Raw genomic sequence first — 19014 nt, forward strand, 5'->3', positions numbered from 1 at the left:
AACATAGATAGTAACACGAAAGAGTGGGTTTCCCCACTCTTTTCTTTACACAATATACATGACATGGTTATCTCGGTTAATAGTATATCATAGGAAATGTTGATTTGCAAAGACTTTTCCTACCTACTAGAACAGTGATAACTGGTTTTGATCTGGTAAGTCTCCTAAACAACCTTGGCTATCTAAATACTCAATAATTGTTTTCGAAACCTTACTTCGCTGTTGCAAGTCTTCTTTTGATAAGAAGTCTCCATTTTTACGTGCTTCTACAATACTTAAAGCTGCGTTTGTGCCAAGACCAGGTACTGCATTAAATGGAGGGATTAATGTATCTCCATCAATAATAAATTCTGTTGCATGTGAGCGGTATAAATCCACCTTTTGGAATGAGTATCCACGCTCACACATTTCAAGTGTCATTTCTAGTACCGTTAATAAACTCTTCTCTTTCGGCGCAGCATCGAGTCCCTTTTGAGCAATTTCATCAATTCTTGCACGTATAGATGCTGAACCTTTCGCCATTGCCTCTACATCAAAATCATCTGCACGAACTGTAAAATATGCGGCATAGAATAACAGTGCAAAATGTACTTTAAAGTATGCGATACGTACAGCCATAAGTACGTAAGCAGCCGCATGGGCTTTAGGGAACATGTATTTAATCTTCTTACATGAATCAATATACCAACCTGGTACATTATTATTTTTCATGTCTTCTTCCCATTCTTCCGGTACACCTTTACCTTTACGAACCGACTCCATGATTTTGAAGGCTAATGATGGATCTAGACCTTGATAGATTAAATATACCATGATGTCATCACGACAACCGATAACTTCGCTCAGCGTACATGTACCGTTATAAATTAACTCGTTTGCATTACCAAGCCATACGTCGGTACCATGTGATAGTCCAGAAATTTGGACTAACTCTGAGAATGTCGTCGGTTTTGTCTCTTCTAACATCTGTCTTACGAATTTTGTACCAAACTCTGGTATACCAAGTGTACCTGTTTTACAGTTAATTTGTTCTTCCGTTACCCCTAACGATTCTGGACCAGAGAAAATTTTCATTACTTCTGGATCATCCGTTGGGATTGTTTTCGGATCAATACCACTTAAATCTTGTAACATACGAATAACGGTCGGATCATCGTGTCCTAGTATATCAAGTTTCAATAAATTATCATGAATCGAGTGGAAATCAAAATGCGTTGTTCTCCATTCAGCACCAATTGAATCAGCTGGATACTGTATTGGTGAGAAATCAAAGATATCCATGTAATCTGGCACAACGATAATACCGCCTGGATGCTGTCCTGTTGTACGTTTTACACCGGTACACCCCGCTACTAAGCGATCAATCTCTGCATTTCGAATCGTTAAGTTATGATCATTTGCATAACCTTTTACATATCCGTAAGCAGTTTTTTCCGCAACTGTACCAATCGTTCCTGCACGATATACATAGTCTTCACCGAACAGTACTTTCGTATAGTTATGGGCACGTGGTTGGTATTCCCCGGAGAAGTTCAAATCGATATCGGGTACCTTATCTCCTTTAAATCCAAGGAATGTTTCGAACGGAATGTCATGTCCATCTTTTACATATGGAATATTACAAGCAGGACATTCTTTATCTGGTAAGTCAAAACCAGAGCCTACAGAACCATCATTAAAGAATTCTGATTGCTTACACTTCGGACATACATAGTGTGGTGGTAATGGGTTTACTTCTGTAATTTCCATCATCGTTGCAACAAATGATGATCCTACCGATCCACGCGAACCTACTAGATATCCGTCTACTAACGATTTTTTCACAAGCTTATGTGAAATTAAATAAATTACGGCGAATCCATGCCCAATAATACTTTTTAATTCTTTTTCTAAACGTGCTTCTACAATTTCCGGTAGCTCTTCACCATAAATGCTACGCGCCATTTTATAACTCATATCACGCGTTTCATCATCAGCACCTTCAATTTTCGGTGTGTATAGATCGTCTTTTACTGGATGCACATCACCAATTAATGACGCAATCTTTTGTGTATTTGTTACAACAACTTCTTTCGCTTTATCTTCACCTAAGAACGAAAAACATTCTAACATTTCATCAGTTGTACGGAAATGTACTGGCGGTAATGAATGTCGATTTAACGGATTGGCTCCGCCCTGCGAACTGACTAAAATTTTACGATACATTGCATCCTCAGGGTCTAAATAATGCACGTTTCCTGTAGCAACAACTGGTTTATCTAACGTCTCACCTAGTTTTACTAAGTTAGAAATAATTGTTTTTAATTGACCTTCGTCTCGAACAAGTTCACGTTCTACTAAATGACGCAACACCTCTGGAGGCATTACTTCAATGTAATCATAGAACTGGGCAATTTCTTCTACCTCTTCAGGTGCCTTTTGCATCATTGCCTCGAAAACTTCACCTTTATCACAAGCCGTTCCTACTAAAATTCCTTCACGGTATTTTTTTAATAGTGACCTCGGCACACGTGGTACACGGTAAAAGTAATTAAGGTGAGAATATGAAACAAGTTTATATAAATTTTTCAATCCAACATCTGATGTGGCAAGTAACGTCATATGACTTGGACGGCCACGCTTATACGCATCCCCTTGTCCCATGCTATCATTTAATTGATCGTGATATTCAAATCCCTTTTCAATTACGTCTTTCAACATTTTCACAAGTAAATATCCCGTCGCTTCTGTATCATAAATCGCACGGTGATGTTGTGTTAATTCAATATCAAGTTTTTTACACATCGTATTTAATCGATGATTTTTCATTTCTGGGAATAAGAATCGTGCAAGTTCTAACGTATCAATAACGGGGTTATTCGTTTTTTCTAGTCCAGCCTTTTTAAAACCTACGTTAATAAAGCCCATATCAAAGCTCGCGTTATGGGCAACAAGTGTATGGTCGCCCATCCATTCCTCAAACTTTTTAAACACTTCGTCCACTTCAGGTGCATCAGTTAACATATCATCTGTAATACCTGTTAATTCAATGATCGTCGCCGATAATGGTTGATGCGGATTTGCAAAAGATTCAAAGCGGTCAATAATTTCGCCACCCTTTACTTTTACAGCAGCCAACTCAATAACTGTATCGTATACAGCTGATAAACCTGTCGTCTCAACGTCGAAAACAACATACGTTTCCTCTGCAAGTAAACGATGCGCTTCGTTATATGCTATCGGTACACCATCATTAACTAAATTTGCTTCTACACCATATATAACTTTAACTCCAGCCTTCTTCCCCGCAGAATACGCCTCTGGGAAAGACTGAGCCACGGCATGGTCTGTAACCGCAATAGCCTCATGTCCCCATTTACCAGCTTGAGCAACAAGCTTAGAAACTGGAGTGACAGCGTCCATTTGACTCATCGGAGTATGGAGATGCAGCTCTACTCGTTTTTCGCCTTCTGGTGCTTTATCTTTACGAGACGGTCCTGTGATTTCATTAATATCATTTGCAATCATTACTAAATCTCGAACGAATGTATCGTTTTGAACAGAACCACGCGCTTTCACCCACATTCCTTTTTTCAAGGATTGCAGCATTGGAATATCTTCTTTGTCACGCGAGAACATTTTGATCATAATAGAATCCGTATAATCCGTTATTTTTAAAGTTAATAACGTACGTCCACTACGAAGCTCTTTTGTTTCTACATGGAAGACATATCCTTGAACCGTTTTTCTTCTTTCTTCATCTTGAATTTCTCGCATCGGTGTAATCTCTTCATCTGGCTTAATAAGATACCCGAGTGTAATCGGTCCTTCATACACAACGCTGCTTTCTTCAGCTTGCTTCTTCGCCATTTCTTCCATAGCTTGTATAACACGCTCGCGGTCTTCTTGCTGCGTTTGTTCACGAAACTTTTGCATTTCTTCTGTATTTTGCTGTATATGTGTGTCTAACTGAAAACGCGGGAATCCAAAAACTTCGTATTGATCCCCTACTGGTTTCGCAACGTTTTTCTTTAAAGCAGTAGACTCCAACTCGTTATTCACATTTATTAGCAACTTCACTCCATTCACCTGTGGAAGCTGCTTCTTTAAGTATGCGAACATAGGTGAAAATGTAATTCGTTCCGTACAAAGCGGCCAATACGCCCTCACTTCTTCTTCTGTAAATTGTTTATTCTCTGTTTCTAATGCAAATGTTGTTCTTGCAATATGAGAAAATGATTGCTTAAGCTTTGTTTCTAGCAATTCATATAATTCTGTAGGCAAAATACGTGGCACTTGTAAATCAAAATGCCAACTTTTATTCGCTTTATCAATAACGAGCCTTTCAATACCACCGCCTTGTAAATATTGATTTATAAGGTCGTCTGGTATTTGCAACTGCTGGAGCAAAATTTGAAATCGCTCTTGTTGTTCATTTGTTAAAGACATAAGCACTCTCCTTCCATTTGCTATTATAAATTGAAACGTACCACAAAGAAAGATTTCTCACCTCTTCTTTTACAAAATACGTTTACAAAGAAAGAGAAGGTACCCCATTACGAGGTACCTCTTCTTATTTTAAAATATTTGCAATATATGTTTGAAGTTCTTCTACTTTTACTTCTTCAGACTCACCTGTAGCACGTACTTTCACTTCTACAATACCTTCGTCTGCTTTTTTACCAACTGTAATACGAACTGGAAGACCGAATAAATCTGCATCTGCAAATTTAACACCTGCACGTTCTGCACGATCGTCTAATAACACTTCATAGCCTTGTTCTTGTAATGAGTTGTAGATATTTTCACCCATTTCACGTTGTGCATCCGATTTCATATTTACTGGAATTACATGCACATGGAACGGTGCTACAGCTTTTGGCCAAACTAAGCCGTTCTCATCGTTAAACTGCTCTGCAATTGCTGCCACTGTACGAGATACCCCGATACCGTAACAACCCATAATAAGTGGTTGTGTTTTTCCGTTTTCATCCAGGAATGTTGCGTTCATTGCTTCACTATAACGAGTTCCTAATTTGAATACATGACCAACTTCAATTCCGCGTGCAAAAAGAATTGTTCCGTTTCCATCTGGAGATTGGTCTCCTTCTTGGATGAAGCGTAAATCTGTATATTGACTTACTTTAAAGTCACGTTCTGGATTTACATTTACATAATGGAATCCTTCTTCATTCGCTCCTGAACATCCGTTAACAATTGATGCTACAGCATGATCAGCAATAATTTCGATATCACCTGTTACATTAATCGGTCCTAATGAACCAACTTCACAATTTAATAATGCTTTTACTTCTTCATGAGAAGCAAGCTCAACAACTGAAGCGCCGTATACATTTTTCACTTTCACATCGTTTACTTCGTGATCACCACGAACAAGTACCACTACTAATTTCTCATCTACTTTAAACACCATAGACTTAATGCACTTGTCAGCTGCAATGTTTAAGAATGCGGATACTTCTTCAATTGCTTTTTGGTCTGGTGTTGCTACTTTTTCAAGTGCTTTTTCTGCTTCGTCACTCTTCGTATACGTAGCTACAACAGGAGCCATTTCGATGTTTGCTGCATAATCAGATGTGTCAGAGTATGCAATTGTATCTTCACCAACATCAGATAATACCATAAATTCATGTGTATCTTTTCCGCCCATTGCTCCAGAATCAGCAATAACTGCACGGAAATTCAAGCCACAGCGAGCAAAAATGTTAGAGTATGCTTTATATAAACGATCGTATACTTCATCTAAGCTCTCTTGTGTAGCATGGAAAGAGTATGCATCTTTCATTAGAAACTCTCTTCCACGTAATAAGCCGAAACGAGGTCTTTGCTCATCACGAAATTTTGTTTGAATTTGGTATAATGTTAACGGTAATTTTTTATATGATTTCACTTCATCACGCACAAGATCCGTAATTACTTCCTCATGTGTCGCTCCTAATGCGAATTCACGAGCATTACGATCTTTCATACGCATTAATTCAGATCCGTAAGAATACCAACGACCTGATTCTTGCCATAATTCCGCAGCTTGCATAGCTGGCATTAATAATTCTACAGCTCCTGCGCGCTCCATTTCTTCTCGAACGATACGTTCTACTTTGTGTAATACTTTTAATCCAAATGGTAGAAAGCTATAAATACCAGAAGCATTTTGACGCATAAAACCTGCACGAAGTAATAGCTGATGACTCTTAATTTCAGCATCAGCTGGAACTTCACGTAATGTAGGACTGAATACCATACTTTGTTTCATTTATTTGCACCTCTTCATTTTACTCTTACACGCAGTAAAACCCCTCACCTCGAGTTAGGTGAGGGATTTTATTCTACGAGCTCTATTTCATTATAAGTTTCACTTTATTTTACAAGAAAAACTTACGAATGTCATTCCAAGTTACAACTAACATAAGTAACATTAATAATGCAAAACCAATAAAGTGAACCATTCCTTCTTTTTGGCGATCAATTGGTTTCCCTCGTAACGCTTCAATTAAGAAGAAGAATAAACGGCCACCATCTAAAGCAGGAACTGGTAATAAATTAAATAAACCAAGATTAATGCTTAGAACTGCAGCTAAACTTAGTACACGCGTAAACCCATAATCTACAACTTGATCTGTTAGATTATAAATTCCTACTGGACCTGATAACTCATTAATAGAAAATTGACCAGTTACTAATTTAACAAGAGATTCAAAAATTAGTTTCGTCCATTGGTACGTTTGTTCAAATCCTGATTTAATAGAACCCATTACTGTTTTCTCTACAGGAGAATACACACCGATTCTACCAACTTCGTCTTTTCCTTCTTTATCGAGTGTTGGCGTTACTTTCACATTAAACTGTTCATTATCACGCTTTACTTGTAACGTAATTTCTTTATTTGGGTTTTCACGTACAATAGTAACAACATCTTTCCATGTACTTGTGTTTTTCCCATCAATAGCTTGAATTGTATCATTCTCTTTCAATCCAGCTTGCTGTGCTGCACTGTTATCCATCACTTTTCCGACCATTGGTTTGTCAATAGGAACCCCTTGTACAAATCCAAGAATCACAAAAATAACAAATGCTAAAATGAAGTTCATTGCAGGACCCGCAAAGATTGTTAAAGCGCGTTGCCCTAGTTTTTTCGAGCCAAATTGTCTATTATACGGAGCAATTTGAATTTCTTCCCCCGCAGTAATAATACGAGCCTTTTCATTCACTCGGAATGTTTGAAGCTCTTCCTCGTACTCTTCATAGCCCGAAATTGTTAAATTATGCTCCAAATCAGCTTGTTCGACTTCAATAACACGAACATTTGGATACTTTTCATATCCATCAAAAACTAATTTCACAACTTCGTCTTTTTCATTTAATACAAGGCCAACCTTTTTCCCAGGCTTTAACTCAACTGTGTCCGCATCCTCGCCGGCCATTCTTACATAGCCACCAAGGGGCAGTAATCGAATCGTATACACCGTTTCATTCTTTTCAAATGAGAATATTTTCGGACCAAAACCAATCGCAAACTCGCGGCATAAAATACCTGCTCTTTTTGCGAAATATAGATGCCCTAGCTCATGGAAAAATACGAGTGCACCGAAAATTAATATAAAGGCAATCGCTGTATTCAATTCCATAACCACCTTTGCTAAATTTGTTCCATCACAAACCGTCTTGTGGCCGCATCAATTTCCAAAATTTCCTCTAAGCTCGGTCGTGCAATGACATTGTGATGGTTCATTGCTTTTTCAATGAGGTCTTCCACTGTTAAGAAACCAATTCTCTTTTGTAAAAAGGCTTCAACCGCTACTTCATTCGCTGCGTTCATTACAGCTGGCATACTTCCACCTGCTTTTCCAGCTTCATACGCAAAACGTAAACAACGGAATCGTTCTTGGTCCATTTTCTCAAAATGCAACGTCCCTATTTCCCATAAGTTTAACTGTTTTGTGTCTGAAAGAGGCAATCTATCAGGATATGTAAGTGCGTATTGAATTGGTACTCGCATATCAGGTGAACCAAGCTGCGCCATTACACTACGATCTTCAAATTCAACCATAGAATGGATAATACTTTCTTTATGTAAAACAACATCGATTTGCTCATAAGGGATACCAAAAAGCCAATGTGCTTCAATTACTTCTAGTCCCTTATTCATCATTGTAGCAGAATCAATTGTAATTTTCGAACCCATTGACCAGTTTGGATGTCGAAGCGCATCTTCTACGGTCACATGATGCAATTCATCCCTCGTTTTATCACGGAAACTTCCACCAGAAGCCGTTATAATAAGACGAGAAATTCTTTTTTCATTTTCACCATTCAAGCACTGAAAAATAGCCGAATGTTCACTATCTACTGGAAGTAACGAAACATTATGTTTTCGTGCTGCTTCCATTACAAGATGTCCTGCAGTTACTAACGTTTCTTTATTTGCAATTCCAATTGTTTTTTTCGCCTCAATTGCACGAAGTGTTGGTAACAACCCTACGCTACCTACAACAGCATTTACTACAATCTCCGCATCTGGATGTAATGCTACTTCTAAAAGTCCTTCACTACCATATACAATTTTTGTATTACCAGAAACAGATTGTAATTTTAAAACATCTTCCTCTCTTTGCACAGAGACGATTTGCGGAGAAAATTCTTGAATTACCTTTACTGCGTAGTCAATATTTTTCCCTACAGAAAAAGCAACGAGACGGAATTGGTCTGGGTGCGAGCGTAATACATCTAAAGTTTGTGTACCAATTGATCCGCTTGCACCTAATAAACTAATGTTTTTCATGACTCCAACCCCTCGTTCATTTATTAATTGTATTGTAATAAGAAGTAGAGAATTGGTAAAACGAATAACCAACTATCTGTTCGGTCTAATATACCACCATGCCCAGGTAAAATTGTACCTGAATCCTTTACGCCATAATGACGTTTAAAAGCAGATTGTACTAAATCACCAATTTGTCCAAAAATAGAAATGATAATTGTCAGCACAATTAAAATTACTACATTCGATTCGACTGGGAAGAACACGTTGTAAACAAGTGCCACAATAATTCCACAAACGATACCGCCTAATGAACCTTCAATCGTTTTATTCGGACTAATTTCTGGCCACAATTTTCTCTTGCCCAATGCTTTTCCTACGAAATATGCGCCTGAATCAGTAGCCCATATAACAAATAATGCGCAAAATACATATTTAATTCCTAATATTCTCGTTTCATTTAAATATAAGAATCCCATTGCCACATATGTCGTTGCCATCAGTAAAAATGAAGCATTATCAAAAGTAAATGTATTCTTAGAAAGGACTGTATATGATAAAAGTAATAAAACAATCACAAATGTGATTTCCAATTTACCTAATCCAATCCATGTAAACAGTTCTGATGCACTACTTGGAATTAAAAGAATCCACAATAATACTGCAGCTAAAACTGTCGGTACTGAAATAAGCGTAAGCTTATTCATACGAATTAATTCATATAAACCTATAGAAGCAAGTGCATACACTAAAACCGTAAAAGGCACGCCACCGTATATTACGATGGGAATGAATAGCGCGGCAGCAACCACTCCAGTAATAATTCTCTGTTTCACTACCAAACCCTCTCTTTCTACACGCCTCCGAATCTGCGCCCTCTATGTTGAAAGTCAGTAATCGCATTTAGCAAATGTTCTTCTTTGAAGTCTGGCCAATACACGTCTGTAAACCAAAACTCCGAATATGCAATTTGCCATAACATGAAATTACTAATACGTAGCTCTCCGCTTGTTCGGATTAACAACTCTGGATCAGGTAAAGAACTCGTCATTAAGTAGGAGGAAAGCATTTCTTCACTTACCTCTTCAGAACGAATTTTTCCTTCCTCATTATCTTTCATCATATGTTGCACAGCAGAAACGATTTCATCTCGACTTCCATAGTTTAACGCGAAATTAAGAATTAATCCCGTATTCTCTTTCGTATCTTCCATGGCTTTCTCCATCGCTCTGCGTGTATGCGTAGGAAGACGATCTTTTTGCCCTATTACTCGGACTTGTACGTTTTCTTCAATCAATTCTGGTAAAAATGTACCTAGAAATTCTTCTGGAAGCTTCATTAAATAATCAACTTCCTTTTTCGGTCTTTTCCAGTTCTCAGTTGAAAAAGCATAGAGAGTTAACACTTTCACATTAAGTTTACTTGCAAATTTTGTAATTTTCTTTACAACTTGCATACCTTCATGATGTCCCGCAATACGAGGCATTGCTCTCCTCTTTGCCCATCTTCCATTCCCATCCATAATGATGGCAATATGTTCTGGGATATATCCTTTTTTCACTTCTTCAACGAGATGATCAAACGATGTGTCCTTTTTACCTTTAAAAAAAGGAAAGTTTTTAAACATCATTCATACCCTCCAGCAAGCAGACGTATGCCTAAAAGTGTAAAAAGACCCCCTTAAGAAGAGGGTCATATTTGCGAAGTTATCGCTATTACACTTCCATGATTTCTTTTTCTTTGTTTTTTGCGATTTCGTCAACTTTTGCAATATATTTATCTGTTTCTTTTTGGATATCTTCAGTATATCCTCTTAAATCATCTTCTGTAATCTCGCCAGCTTTTTCAAGCTTCTTAAGATCATCATTTCCGTCACGACGTACGTTACGAACAGCAACTTTTGCTTCTTCAGCATATTTTTTCACAACTTTTACAAGATCACGACGACGCTCTTCTGTTAGTGCAGGGAATGCAATACGAATTACAGTTCCATCATTAGAAGGGTTTAAGCCTAAATCTGCTTTTAAAATTGCTTTTTCAATATCACCGATAGAAGTTTTATCATAAGGTTGAATTACTAGTAAACGCGCTTCTGGAACTGTAATGTTCGCTAATTGCACAACTGGTGTTGGTGCACCATAGTAATCAACTTGTACCTTATCTAATACAGACGCGTTTGCACGACCAGCACGAACTGTTGCTAATTCACGAGAATAAGCAGCAACTGCTTTTTCCATTTTTTCATTTGAAGACTTCAATACTTGTTGTCCCATATTTATTTCCCCCTTACCACTGTTCCGATATTTTCGCCTAAAACGGCACGTTTAATATTACCTTTTTCCATAACTGAGAATACAATTAGTGGAATATCATTATCCATACATAGAGAAGAAGCTGTAGAATCCATTACACCTAAACCTTCTTTTAATACATCTAAGTAAGTAAGCGTTTCGTATTTTGTAGCCGTTGGATCAATAGATGGATCCGCATTATATACACCATCTACATTGTTTTTCGCCATTAAAATTACATCTGCTTCAATTTCTGCCGCACGTAATGCTGCTGTTGTATCTGTAGAGAAGTATGGATTACCTGTACCTGCTGCAAAAATAACAACACGTTTTTTCTCTAAGTGACGAACTGCTTTACGACGAATGTAAGGTTCTGCAACTTGACGCATCTCAATTGAAGTTTGTACACGAGTTTGAATTCCGATATTCTCCAAGCTATCTTGAAGAGCTAATGAATTCATAACTGTCGCTAACATGCCCATGTAATCTGCCCCTGCACGATCCATGCCCATTTCACTTCCAATTTTTCCACGCCAAATGTTACCGCCACCAACAACAACAGCAACCTCTACATCAAGTTCTGCAATTTCTTTTACTTGTTCCGCAACTGACTTAATAACAGTTGGGTTAATTCCAAATCCTTGCTCTCCAGCTAAAGCTTCTCCACTTAGCTTTAAAACGACACGATTATATTTCGGTTTACTCATAATGAACCTCCAATTGCTTACATCTTTATTTTAAAAAAGGGAACACAATGTGTTCCCTAATCTGTATTAGTTACTACCTTTTACTTGGTTCATTACTTCTTCAGCAAAGTTGTCTTCGCGTTTTTCGATACCTTCACCAACAGCATAGCGAACGAATCCTTTTAATGTTCCGCCTTTAGACTCAACGAACTGACGAACTTTCATATCAGGGTTTTTAACGAATGCTTGGTCAAGTAAGCAAATCTCTTCGAAGAATTTGCCTAGACGGCCTTCAACCATTTTCGCAACGATTTTCTCAGGCTTGCCTTCGTTTAATGCTTGTTGTGTTAATACTTGACGCTCATGCTCAACTTCTTCAGCTGTTACAGCATCGCGGTCGATGTATTTAGGGTTAACTGCAGCGATGTGCATTGCAACATCTTTAGCAGCAGCTTCATCAGTAGAACCTTCAAGAACTGTTAATACACCAATGCGTCCACCCATGTGTAGGTAAGCGCCGAATGCATCTGCATCAGTTTTTGATACGATTTCGAAACGACGAAGTGTAAGTTTTTCACCAATTTTAGCGATTGCTTCGTTGATGTGCTCTTCAACTTTTTTACCGTTTTCCATTGTTTGAGCCATAGCTTCTTCAACGTTAGCTGGTTTGTTAGTTAATAAGTGAGCAGCTAATTCTTTAATTAGTGTTTGGAAACCTTCGTTTTTCGCAACGAAATCAGTTTCAGAGTTTAATTCTAAGATTAAAGCGTCGTTACCGTTTGTTTCGATGAAAGTTAAACCTTCAGCAGCAATGCGGTCTGCTTTTTTAGCAGCTTTCGCAATACCTTTTTCACGTAAGAAGTCAATTGCCTTCTCCATGTCGCCGTTAGTTTCTGTTAAAGCTTTTTTGCAGTCCATCATACCTGCGCCAGTTTTTTCACGTAATTCTTTTACCATTTGAGCAGTGATTGCCATACTTTTCATCCTCCTAAAATATGTATTTATACCTTTTATAAAGGTGTTTATACCTTAAAAAAGGTGATAAAAGGCCGAACCCCTTATCACCTTTCCAACTTTGTTACGCAGTAACAGTTTCTTCACCTTGTTTTGCTTCAAGGATCGCGTCTGCCATTTTAGATGTAAGAAGTTTTACAGCACGAATTGCATCATCGTTTGCTGGGATAACGTGATCGATTTCGTCTGGATCACAGTTTGTATCAACGATACCGATGATTGGAATGTGTAATTTGCGTGCTTCAGCAACTGCAATACGCTCTTTACGAGGGTCTACTACGAATAATGCACTTGGAAGACCTTTCATATCTTTAATACCGCCTAAGAATTTCTCAAGACGCTCTAACTCTTTTTTAAGTTGAACAACTTCTTTCTTAGGAAGTACTTCGAAAGTACCATCTTCTTGCATTCTTTCGATGTCTTTAAGACGCTTGATACGCTTTTGGATTGTTTGGAAGTTTGTTAAAGTTCCACCTAACCAACGTTGGTTAACGAAGTACATACCAGCACGAGTTGCTTCTTCTTTAATAGCTTCTTGTGCTTGTTTTTTAGTACCTACGAATAAGATGTCTCCGCCTTCAGCAGCGATGTCGCGCATCGTTCTGTAAGCTTCCTCAACTTTTTTCACAGTTTTTTGTAAGTCGATGATGTAGATACCGTTACGCTCTGTGAAAATGTAACGCTTCATTTTTGGGTTCCAACGACGAGTTTGATGTCCGAAATGAACACCAGCTTCAAGCAATTGCTTCATAGAAATTACTGACATAATATAGTTCCTCCTAAATGGTTTTTGATATCCTCCGTTTACTTCATCTCTAAGCGAAACTACAAACGTAGCACCAACACTTAAATCAGTAAACGTGTGTACTTTGTACTGACACCACTGCTTACTATATCATACTGAAATATTACAATCAAGTCGAAAATGCGAACAATGTAAAACTTTCTTTGTTCATACTCGAATTCTAGTATTACCAACCTTCTTTTCTTTTAAGCAAAAAAGTAAATACAATTGATAGTTTTCCCAGAAAACACGCTTATGACACTTTTCACAAGCATCTTCTATCCATTGCACAAAAAAAACTCTCCTCAATTGAGGAGAGTTTTTTATAAATTAGTTTGTTTTTAATTTAGCAAGTTCTTGTAGAAACTTGTCGTTTAGCACTTTAATGTATGTTCCTTTCATACCTAAAGAGCGAGACTCAATAACACCAGCACTTTCTAATTTACGTAGTGCATTTACGATTACAGAGCGAGTAATTCCTACGCGATCAGCAATTTTACTTGCAACAAGTAAACCTTCTGTTCCATTTAATTCTTCGAAGATATGCTCAATTGCTTCTAACTCACTGTAAGATAATGAGCTGATTGCCATTTGAACAACAGCTTTACTACGCGCTTCCTCTTCGATTTCTTCTGCTTTTTCACGTAAGATTTCCATACCTACAACAGTTGAGCTGTACTCAGCAAGGATTAAATCATCATCTAAGAACTCTTGACCAAGACGAGCTAATACTAATGTACCTAGACGCTCACCGCCACCAACGATTGGTACGATTGTAGTTAAACCTTGACCGAATAATTCTCTGTTTTCTACTGGGAATGCTGTGTAAGCACTGTTCACATCTAAGTTTGAAGATGTTTCTGTAATGTTGAATAAGCTTTGTGTATATTCTTCTGGGAATTGACGTTCTGCAAGCATTTGCTTCATGCGTTCGTTTTCGATTTGTTGGTGAATTGCATAACCTAGTAATTTACCACGACGGCTAACTACGAATACGTTTGCTTCGATTACTTCACACATTGTGTCAGACATTTCTCTAAAGTTTACAGGCTTCCCTGCTGCGCTCTGTAATAACGCATTTAATTTTCTCGTTTTTGCTAATAATTCCATTTCAAAAGTTCCTCCTACATGTTACTCACATATTTTTTCATCACTTGGAAACTAGGGCGAGTCACCTGATGACACTATTACAAAATAAACTGGCTCACATCTTTATTTTTAGCAATTGTTGCTAATTTCTCCTCAACGTATTGAGGTGTTATCGTTATTTTCTCTAACGTAATTTCAGATGCTTCAAACGATAAATCTTCAAGGAGCTTCTCCATAATCGTATGAAGTCTTCTTGCTCCAATATTATCTGTATCCTGATTAACTTGATAAGCAATCTCAGCAATCTTACGAATAGCTTCGTCTGAAAATTCAATTTCTATACCTTCAGTCGCTAATAATGCCATATATTGTTTAATTAACGCATTGTCAGGCTCGATTAATATTTTAACAAAATCGTCTGTCGATAATTTTGTTAATTCTACTCGAATCGGAAATCTCCCTTGCAATTCCGGAATTAAATCCGACGGTTTAGACATATGGAACGCTCCAGCTGCAACGAATAAAATATAATCCGTTTTTACTGATCCGTATTTTGTCGCAACATTCGACCCTTCTACAATTGGCAGAATGTCACGTTGCACACCTTCACGTGATACATCTACGCTATTCGACTGCTTACCAGCAATTTTGTCAATTTCATCGATAAAAATAATCCCGAGCTGTTCAGCACGATAAACAGCCTCTTGTGTAACTTCATCCATATCAATTAAGCGCTGTGCCTCTTCATTTGTCAAGAGTTTTCTTGCTTCTTTTACAGAAAGTTTACGTTTTTTCGTTTTTTTCGGCATAAAACTTCCTAGCGCATCTTGGAAATTCATTCCCATTTGTTCCATGCCAGTTCCTTGTAACATATCAAACATGGAAGACTGTTGTTCAGTCACTTCAATCGATACAATTTCTTCTTCAAGAAGCCCTGCAGCAAGCTTTCTCTCCACATCTTGACGTTTCTTTTCGATTTCAACATCTTCTTGTGTATCAGACGTTTGATTCGAATTTTGAGCGCCTCCAAAAAGCATCTCTAATGGATTTTTGAATCCAGATTGCTTCTCCGGACTCGGCACTAAAATTTCAACAAGACGTTGATTCGCTTGCTCTTCTGCTTTATCTTGAACTTTCACTACCATTTCTTCTTTTACGATACGAACCGATGTTTCCACCAAGTCACGTACCATCGACTCTACATCTCTACCCACATATCCAACTTCTGTGAATTTTGTAGCCTCAACCTTAATAAAAGGTGCTCCAACGAGTTTCGCCATTCGTCGTGCTACCTCTGTTTTCCCAACACCTGTCGGTCCAATCATTAAAATATTTTTAGGCGCAATTTCGTCACGTAAATTTTCAGCTAATTTACTGCGGCGATATCGATTTCTCAACGCTACAGCAACCGCTTTCTTTGCGTCTTTTTGACCGATGATGTATTGATCTAATTTTTCCACAATTTGGCGCGGAGTAAAATGTAAATGCATATAAAATGCCTCCCTTACGATTCTACAATTCTTCAACAATTATGTTGTGATTCGTATAAACACAAATATCGCCAGCAATCTCTAAACTCGCTTTCGCAATTTGCTTCGCTGTTAAGTGTTCACTTGCATATTGCTTTAAAGCACGACCTGCAGAAAGTGCATAATTCCCACCAGATCCAATTGCTAAAATACCATCATCCGGTTCAATCACTTCTCCTGTACCTGAAACAAGGAGCATAGTTGTTTTATCCATGACAATGAGCATCGCTTCTAGCTGACGTAACATTTTATCGCCACGCCATTGTTTTGCCATTTCAACAGCAGCACGCTGCAAGTTGCCATTATACTCTTCTAATTTCCCTTCAAACATTTCAAAAAGAGTAAATGCGTCAGCAACTGATCCTGCGAAACCAGCTAAAACTTTACCTTGGAAAAGTTTACGAACTTTACGAGCTGTATGTTTCATTACAACAGCATTTCCCATTGTCACTTGGCCATCTCCAGCCATTGCACATTCTCCATTATGATGAACTGCAAATATCGTTGTAGCGTGGAAATTTCCCATAGAAAAAACTCCTTTATTTGTTTTTATAGCTTTTAAAGCAATTTATGCCCGCGGGTGATGCTTCATGTAAACAGAACGCAATCTTTCTTTAGAGACATGCGTATAAATTTGTGTCGTCGACAAATTTTCATGGCCTAATAGCTCCTGTACAGTACGTAAATCCGCCCCTTCATCTAGCATATGTGTAGCAAATGTATGCCTTAACATATGGGGACTTATCCGCATTGTCAGCGAAGCCTTTTTAATGAGTTCATTTAAAACATAACGAACCCCACGACTTGTTAGCGGTGTACCTTTCGCATTTAAAAATACCATATGAGAATCTTCGTCAGTCTTATTAACTAACTGTTTTCTCCCATTCTCTATATAAGTAATTAAAGAATCTTGCGCATAGCTTCCGAACGGAATATACCTTTGTTTTTTTCCTTTTCCCATTACTAAAATTGTTCCCACCGCAAAGTCAATATCGGTAAGTTGTAAATTGACACATTCACTCACACGGATCCCAGTCGCATACATCAACTCTAATAAAGCTTGATTCCTTTGACCTAATGGCGTTTCCGTGTCAGAAACTTCAAATAATTCCTCTAACTCTTCAGCATATAAAAACTTTGGGATTGACAATTCTTTTTTGGGGAGTGACGCAAGTGCAAACGGATTATCCTTTCGATAACCTTCACGCATCAAAAAACGATATAAACTTCGTAAGCTTGATACTTTTCTTGCGACAGATTTACGGGCTAACTTTTCATCGTGCAACGTCGTTAAGTACAAACGAACATCCGCGTATGTAACGTCTAAAAAAGAGGATATGCCTTCTCGTTCCATAAATTGCACAAAATGTTCTAAATCATTTTGATAACTTGCAATTGTATATTTTGAATAATTTCTTTCAATTTGTAAATATCCAACGAATAATTGTAACAATTTCTTCACATTCACACAACTCACCTCAATAAAGGCTACTAAATCGTATCACAACTTAGTAGCCTTTGCAAGAAATTTAACTAAATATTTACAAAATTTCGAATCGTTTCTAAAGCGCGTGCTGCGTACGCTTCATTTCGTTCTACTTTCTTTTTAATCTTCTTCTCTAACGGTGCAAATAGACCGAAGTTTGCATTCATCGGCTGGAAGTTTTTAGCGTTCGTTGCCGTAATGTAATTTGCCATGCTACCCATCGCAGTTACTGGCGGTAATACAACTGGCTCTTCACCTTGCACAAGACGCGCAGCATTAATTCCTGCTAATAATCCTGATGCTGCTGATTCAACATATCCCTCTACTCCAGTCATTTGACCAGCGAAGAATAAATCATCACGTTGTTTATATTGATATGTTGGACGAAGCAAATTAGGTGAATTAATAAACGTATTACGATGCATTACACCATAACGTACAATCTCTGCATTTTCCAATCCCGGAATTAACTGTAGCACTTCTTTTTGCGGTCCCCACTTTAAATGAGTTTGGAAACCTACGATATTGTATAAAGTTCCCGCTGCATCATCTTGACGTAACTGAACAACAGCATATGGCGTTTTCCCTGTTTTGGGATCTTCCAATCCAACAGGTTTCATAGGTCCAAATACTAACGTCTGTCTCCCTCTACTTGCCATAACTTCTACTGGCATACAACCTTCAAAGAAAATTTCTTTTTCAAACTCTTTTAAAGGCACTGTCTCAGCAGCAATTAGAGCCTCATAAAAACGATCAAACTCTTCTTCTGTCATTGGGCAATTTAAATATGCAGCTTCACCTTTGTCATAACGCGATTTTAAATACACTTTATTCATGTCAATGCTGTCTTTTTCTACGATTGGGGCTGCAGCATCATAGAAGTAGAAATAATCTTCTCCTGTTAATTCTTTCAATTTTGCAGAAAGATCAGGAGATGTTAATGGACCTGTAGCAATAATTGTCGGTCCCTCTGGAATATCTGTAATTTCTTCATTCATTACAGTTACATTTGGATGGTTCTTTACGTATTCTGTTACTTTAGCTGCGAACTCATGACGATCTACAGCTAAAGCACCTCCAGCTGGTACAGAGCACTCATCCGCCGCACGAATAATTACAGAATCCATTAAGCGCATTTCCTCTTTAATAACTCCAACTGCATTTGTTAAAGTGTTTGCACGAAGTGAGTTACTACATACTAATTCAGCGAATTTATCTGTGTGATGAGCTGGCGTTTGCCTTACCGGTCTCATTTCATATAATCTAACTTGGACACCACGTTTTGCAATTTGGTAAGCTGCTTCACTTCCTGCAAGACCTGCGCCAATGACGTTTACTACTTGTGTTGTCATTTATATCACCTTTCCTTTTCTTCCC

At 37.9% G+C, this 19014-nt stretch carries 15 protein-coding genes; all 15 read right to left on the reverse strand.

What is annotated here, in order from left to right:
- Positions 1 to 126: 126 nt before the first annotated feature.
- Entirely contained in the window at positions 127 to 4428 is a 4302-nt protein-coding gene (locus tag DN401_RS17900; protein ID WP_000060005.1) for a PolC-type DNA polymerase III, read from the reverse strand.
- Positions 4429 to 4552: 124 nt separating this feature from the next.
- The gene (locus DN401_RS17905; protein WP_000814298.1) at positions 4553 to 6253 is read right to left on the reverse strand and encodes a proline--tRNA ligase; all 1701 of its coding nucleotides are present in this window, start codon (positions 6251 to 6253) and stop codon (positions 4553 to 4555) included.
- A 109-nt stretch (positions 6254 to 6362) separates the two neighbouring features.
- Positions 6363 to 7619, reverse strand: a complete 1257-nt coding sequence (rseP, locus tag DN401_RS17910; RefSeq protein ID WP_001090243.1) for an RIP metalloprotease RseP — start codon at positions 7617 to 7619, stop codon at positions 6363 to 6365.
- A gap of 17 nt (positions 7620 to 7636) precedes the next feature.
- On the reverse strand, positions 7637 to 8779 hold the full coding sequence (dxr, locus tag DN401_RS17915) for a 1-deoxy-D-xylulose-5-phosphate reductoisomerase (RefSeq protein WP_000790373.1): 1143 nt from the start codon (positions 8777 to 8779) through the stop codon (positions 7637 to 7639).
- Positions 8780 to 8802: 23 nt separating this feature from the next.
- Complete coding sequence (gene cdsA / locus DN401_RS17920) at positions 8803 to 9594, reverse strand: phosphatidate cytidylyltransferase (protein ID WP_000813592.1); 792 nt, start codon at positions 9592 to 9594, stop codon at positions 8803 to 8805.
- Positions 9595 to 9611: 17 nt separating this feature from the next.
- Entirely contained in the window at positions 9612 to 10388 is a 777-nt protein-coding gene (gene uppS, locus DN401_RS17925) for an isoprenyl transferase (RefSeq protein WP_000971296.1), read from the reverse strand.
- Positions 10389 to 10473: 85 nt separating this feature from the next.
- On the reverse strand, positions 10474 to 11031 hold the full coding sequence (frr, locus tag DN401_RS17930; RefSeq protein WP_000531501.1) for a ribosome recycling factor: 558 nt from the start codon (positions 11029 to 11031) through the stop codon (positions 10474 to 10476).
- Between the two features lie 2 nt (positions 11032 to 11033).
- On the reverse strand, positions 11034 to 11756 hold the full coding sequence (pyrH, locus tag DN401_RS17935) for a UMP kinase (protein WP_000042668.1): 723 nt from the start codon (positions 11754 to 11756) through the stop codon (positions 11034 to 11036).
- 66 nt (positions 11757 to 11822) lie between these two features.
- Complete coding sequence (gene tsf, locus DN401_RS17940) at positions 11823 to 12710, reverse strand: translation elongation factor Ts (RefSeq protein WP_001018578.1); 888 nt, start codon at positions 12708 to 12710, stop codon at positions 11823 to 11825.
- 103 nt (positions 12711 to 12813) lie between these two features.
- Positions 12814 to 13515: a 30S ribosomal protein S2 gene (gene rpsB, locus DN401_RS17945; RefSeq protein ID WP_000111485.1), complete on the reverse strand. Its 702-nt coding sequence runs from the start codon at positions 13513 to 13515 to the stop codon at positions 12814 to 12816.
- 348 nt (positions 13516 to 13863) lie between these two features.
- Positions 13864 to 14643 carry a GTP-sensing pleiotropic transcriptional regulator CodY gene (codY, locus tag DN401_RS17950; RefSeq protein WP_000421290.1) on the reverse strand — a complete coding sequence of 260 codons (780 nt, stop codon included), beginning with the start codon at positions 14641 to 14643 and terminating at the stop codon, positions 13864 to 13866.
- 77 nt (positions 14644 to 14720) lie between these two features.
- The gene (hslU, locus tag DN401_RS17955) at positions 14721 to 16112 is read right to left on the reverse strand and encodes an ATP-dependent protease ATPase subunit HslU (protein ID WP_000550078.1); all 1392 of its coding nucleotides are present in this window, start codon (positions 16110 to 16112) and stop codon (positions 14721 to 14723) included.
- 22 nt (positions 16113 to 16134) lie between these two features.
- Positions 16135 to 16677 (reverse strand): ATP-dependent protease proteolytic subunit HslV, encoded by a 543-nt coding sequence (gene hslV / locus DN401_RS17960; protein WP_000526272.1) that lies wholly within the window; start codon positions 16675 to 16677, stop codon positions 16135 to 16137.
- 42 nt (positions 16678 to 16719) lie between these two features.
- On the reverse strand, positions 16720 to 17619 hold the full coding sequence (xerC, locus tag DN401_RS17965) for a tyrosine recombinase XerC (RefSeq protein WP_001101243.1): 900 nt from the start codon (positions 17617 to 17619) through the stop codon (positions 16720 to 16722).
- Between the two features lie 65 nt (positions 17620 to 17684).
- Positions 17685 to 18989 carry an FADH(2)-oxidizing methylenetetrahydrofolate--tRNA-(uracil(54)-C(5))-methyltransferase TrmFO gene (gene trmFO, locus DN401_RS17970; RefSeq protein WP_000213003.1) on the reverse strand — a complete coding sequence of 435 codons (1305 nt, stop codon included), beginning with the start codon at positions 18987 to 18989 and terminating at the stop codon, positions 17685 to 17687.
- Positions 18990 to 19014: the final 25 nt, after the last annotated feature.

Origin of the sequence: Bacillus sp. BF2-3, assembly GCF_008368795.1 — a bacterium.
GTDB classification, from domain to species: domain Bacteria; phylum Bacillota; class Bacilli; order Bacillales; family Bacillaceae_G; genus Bacillus_A; species Bacillus_A cereus.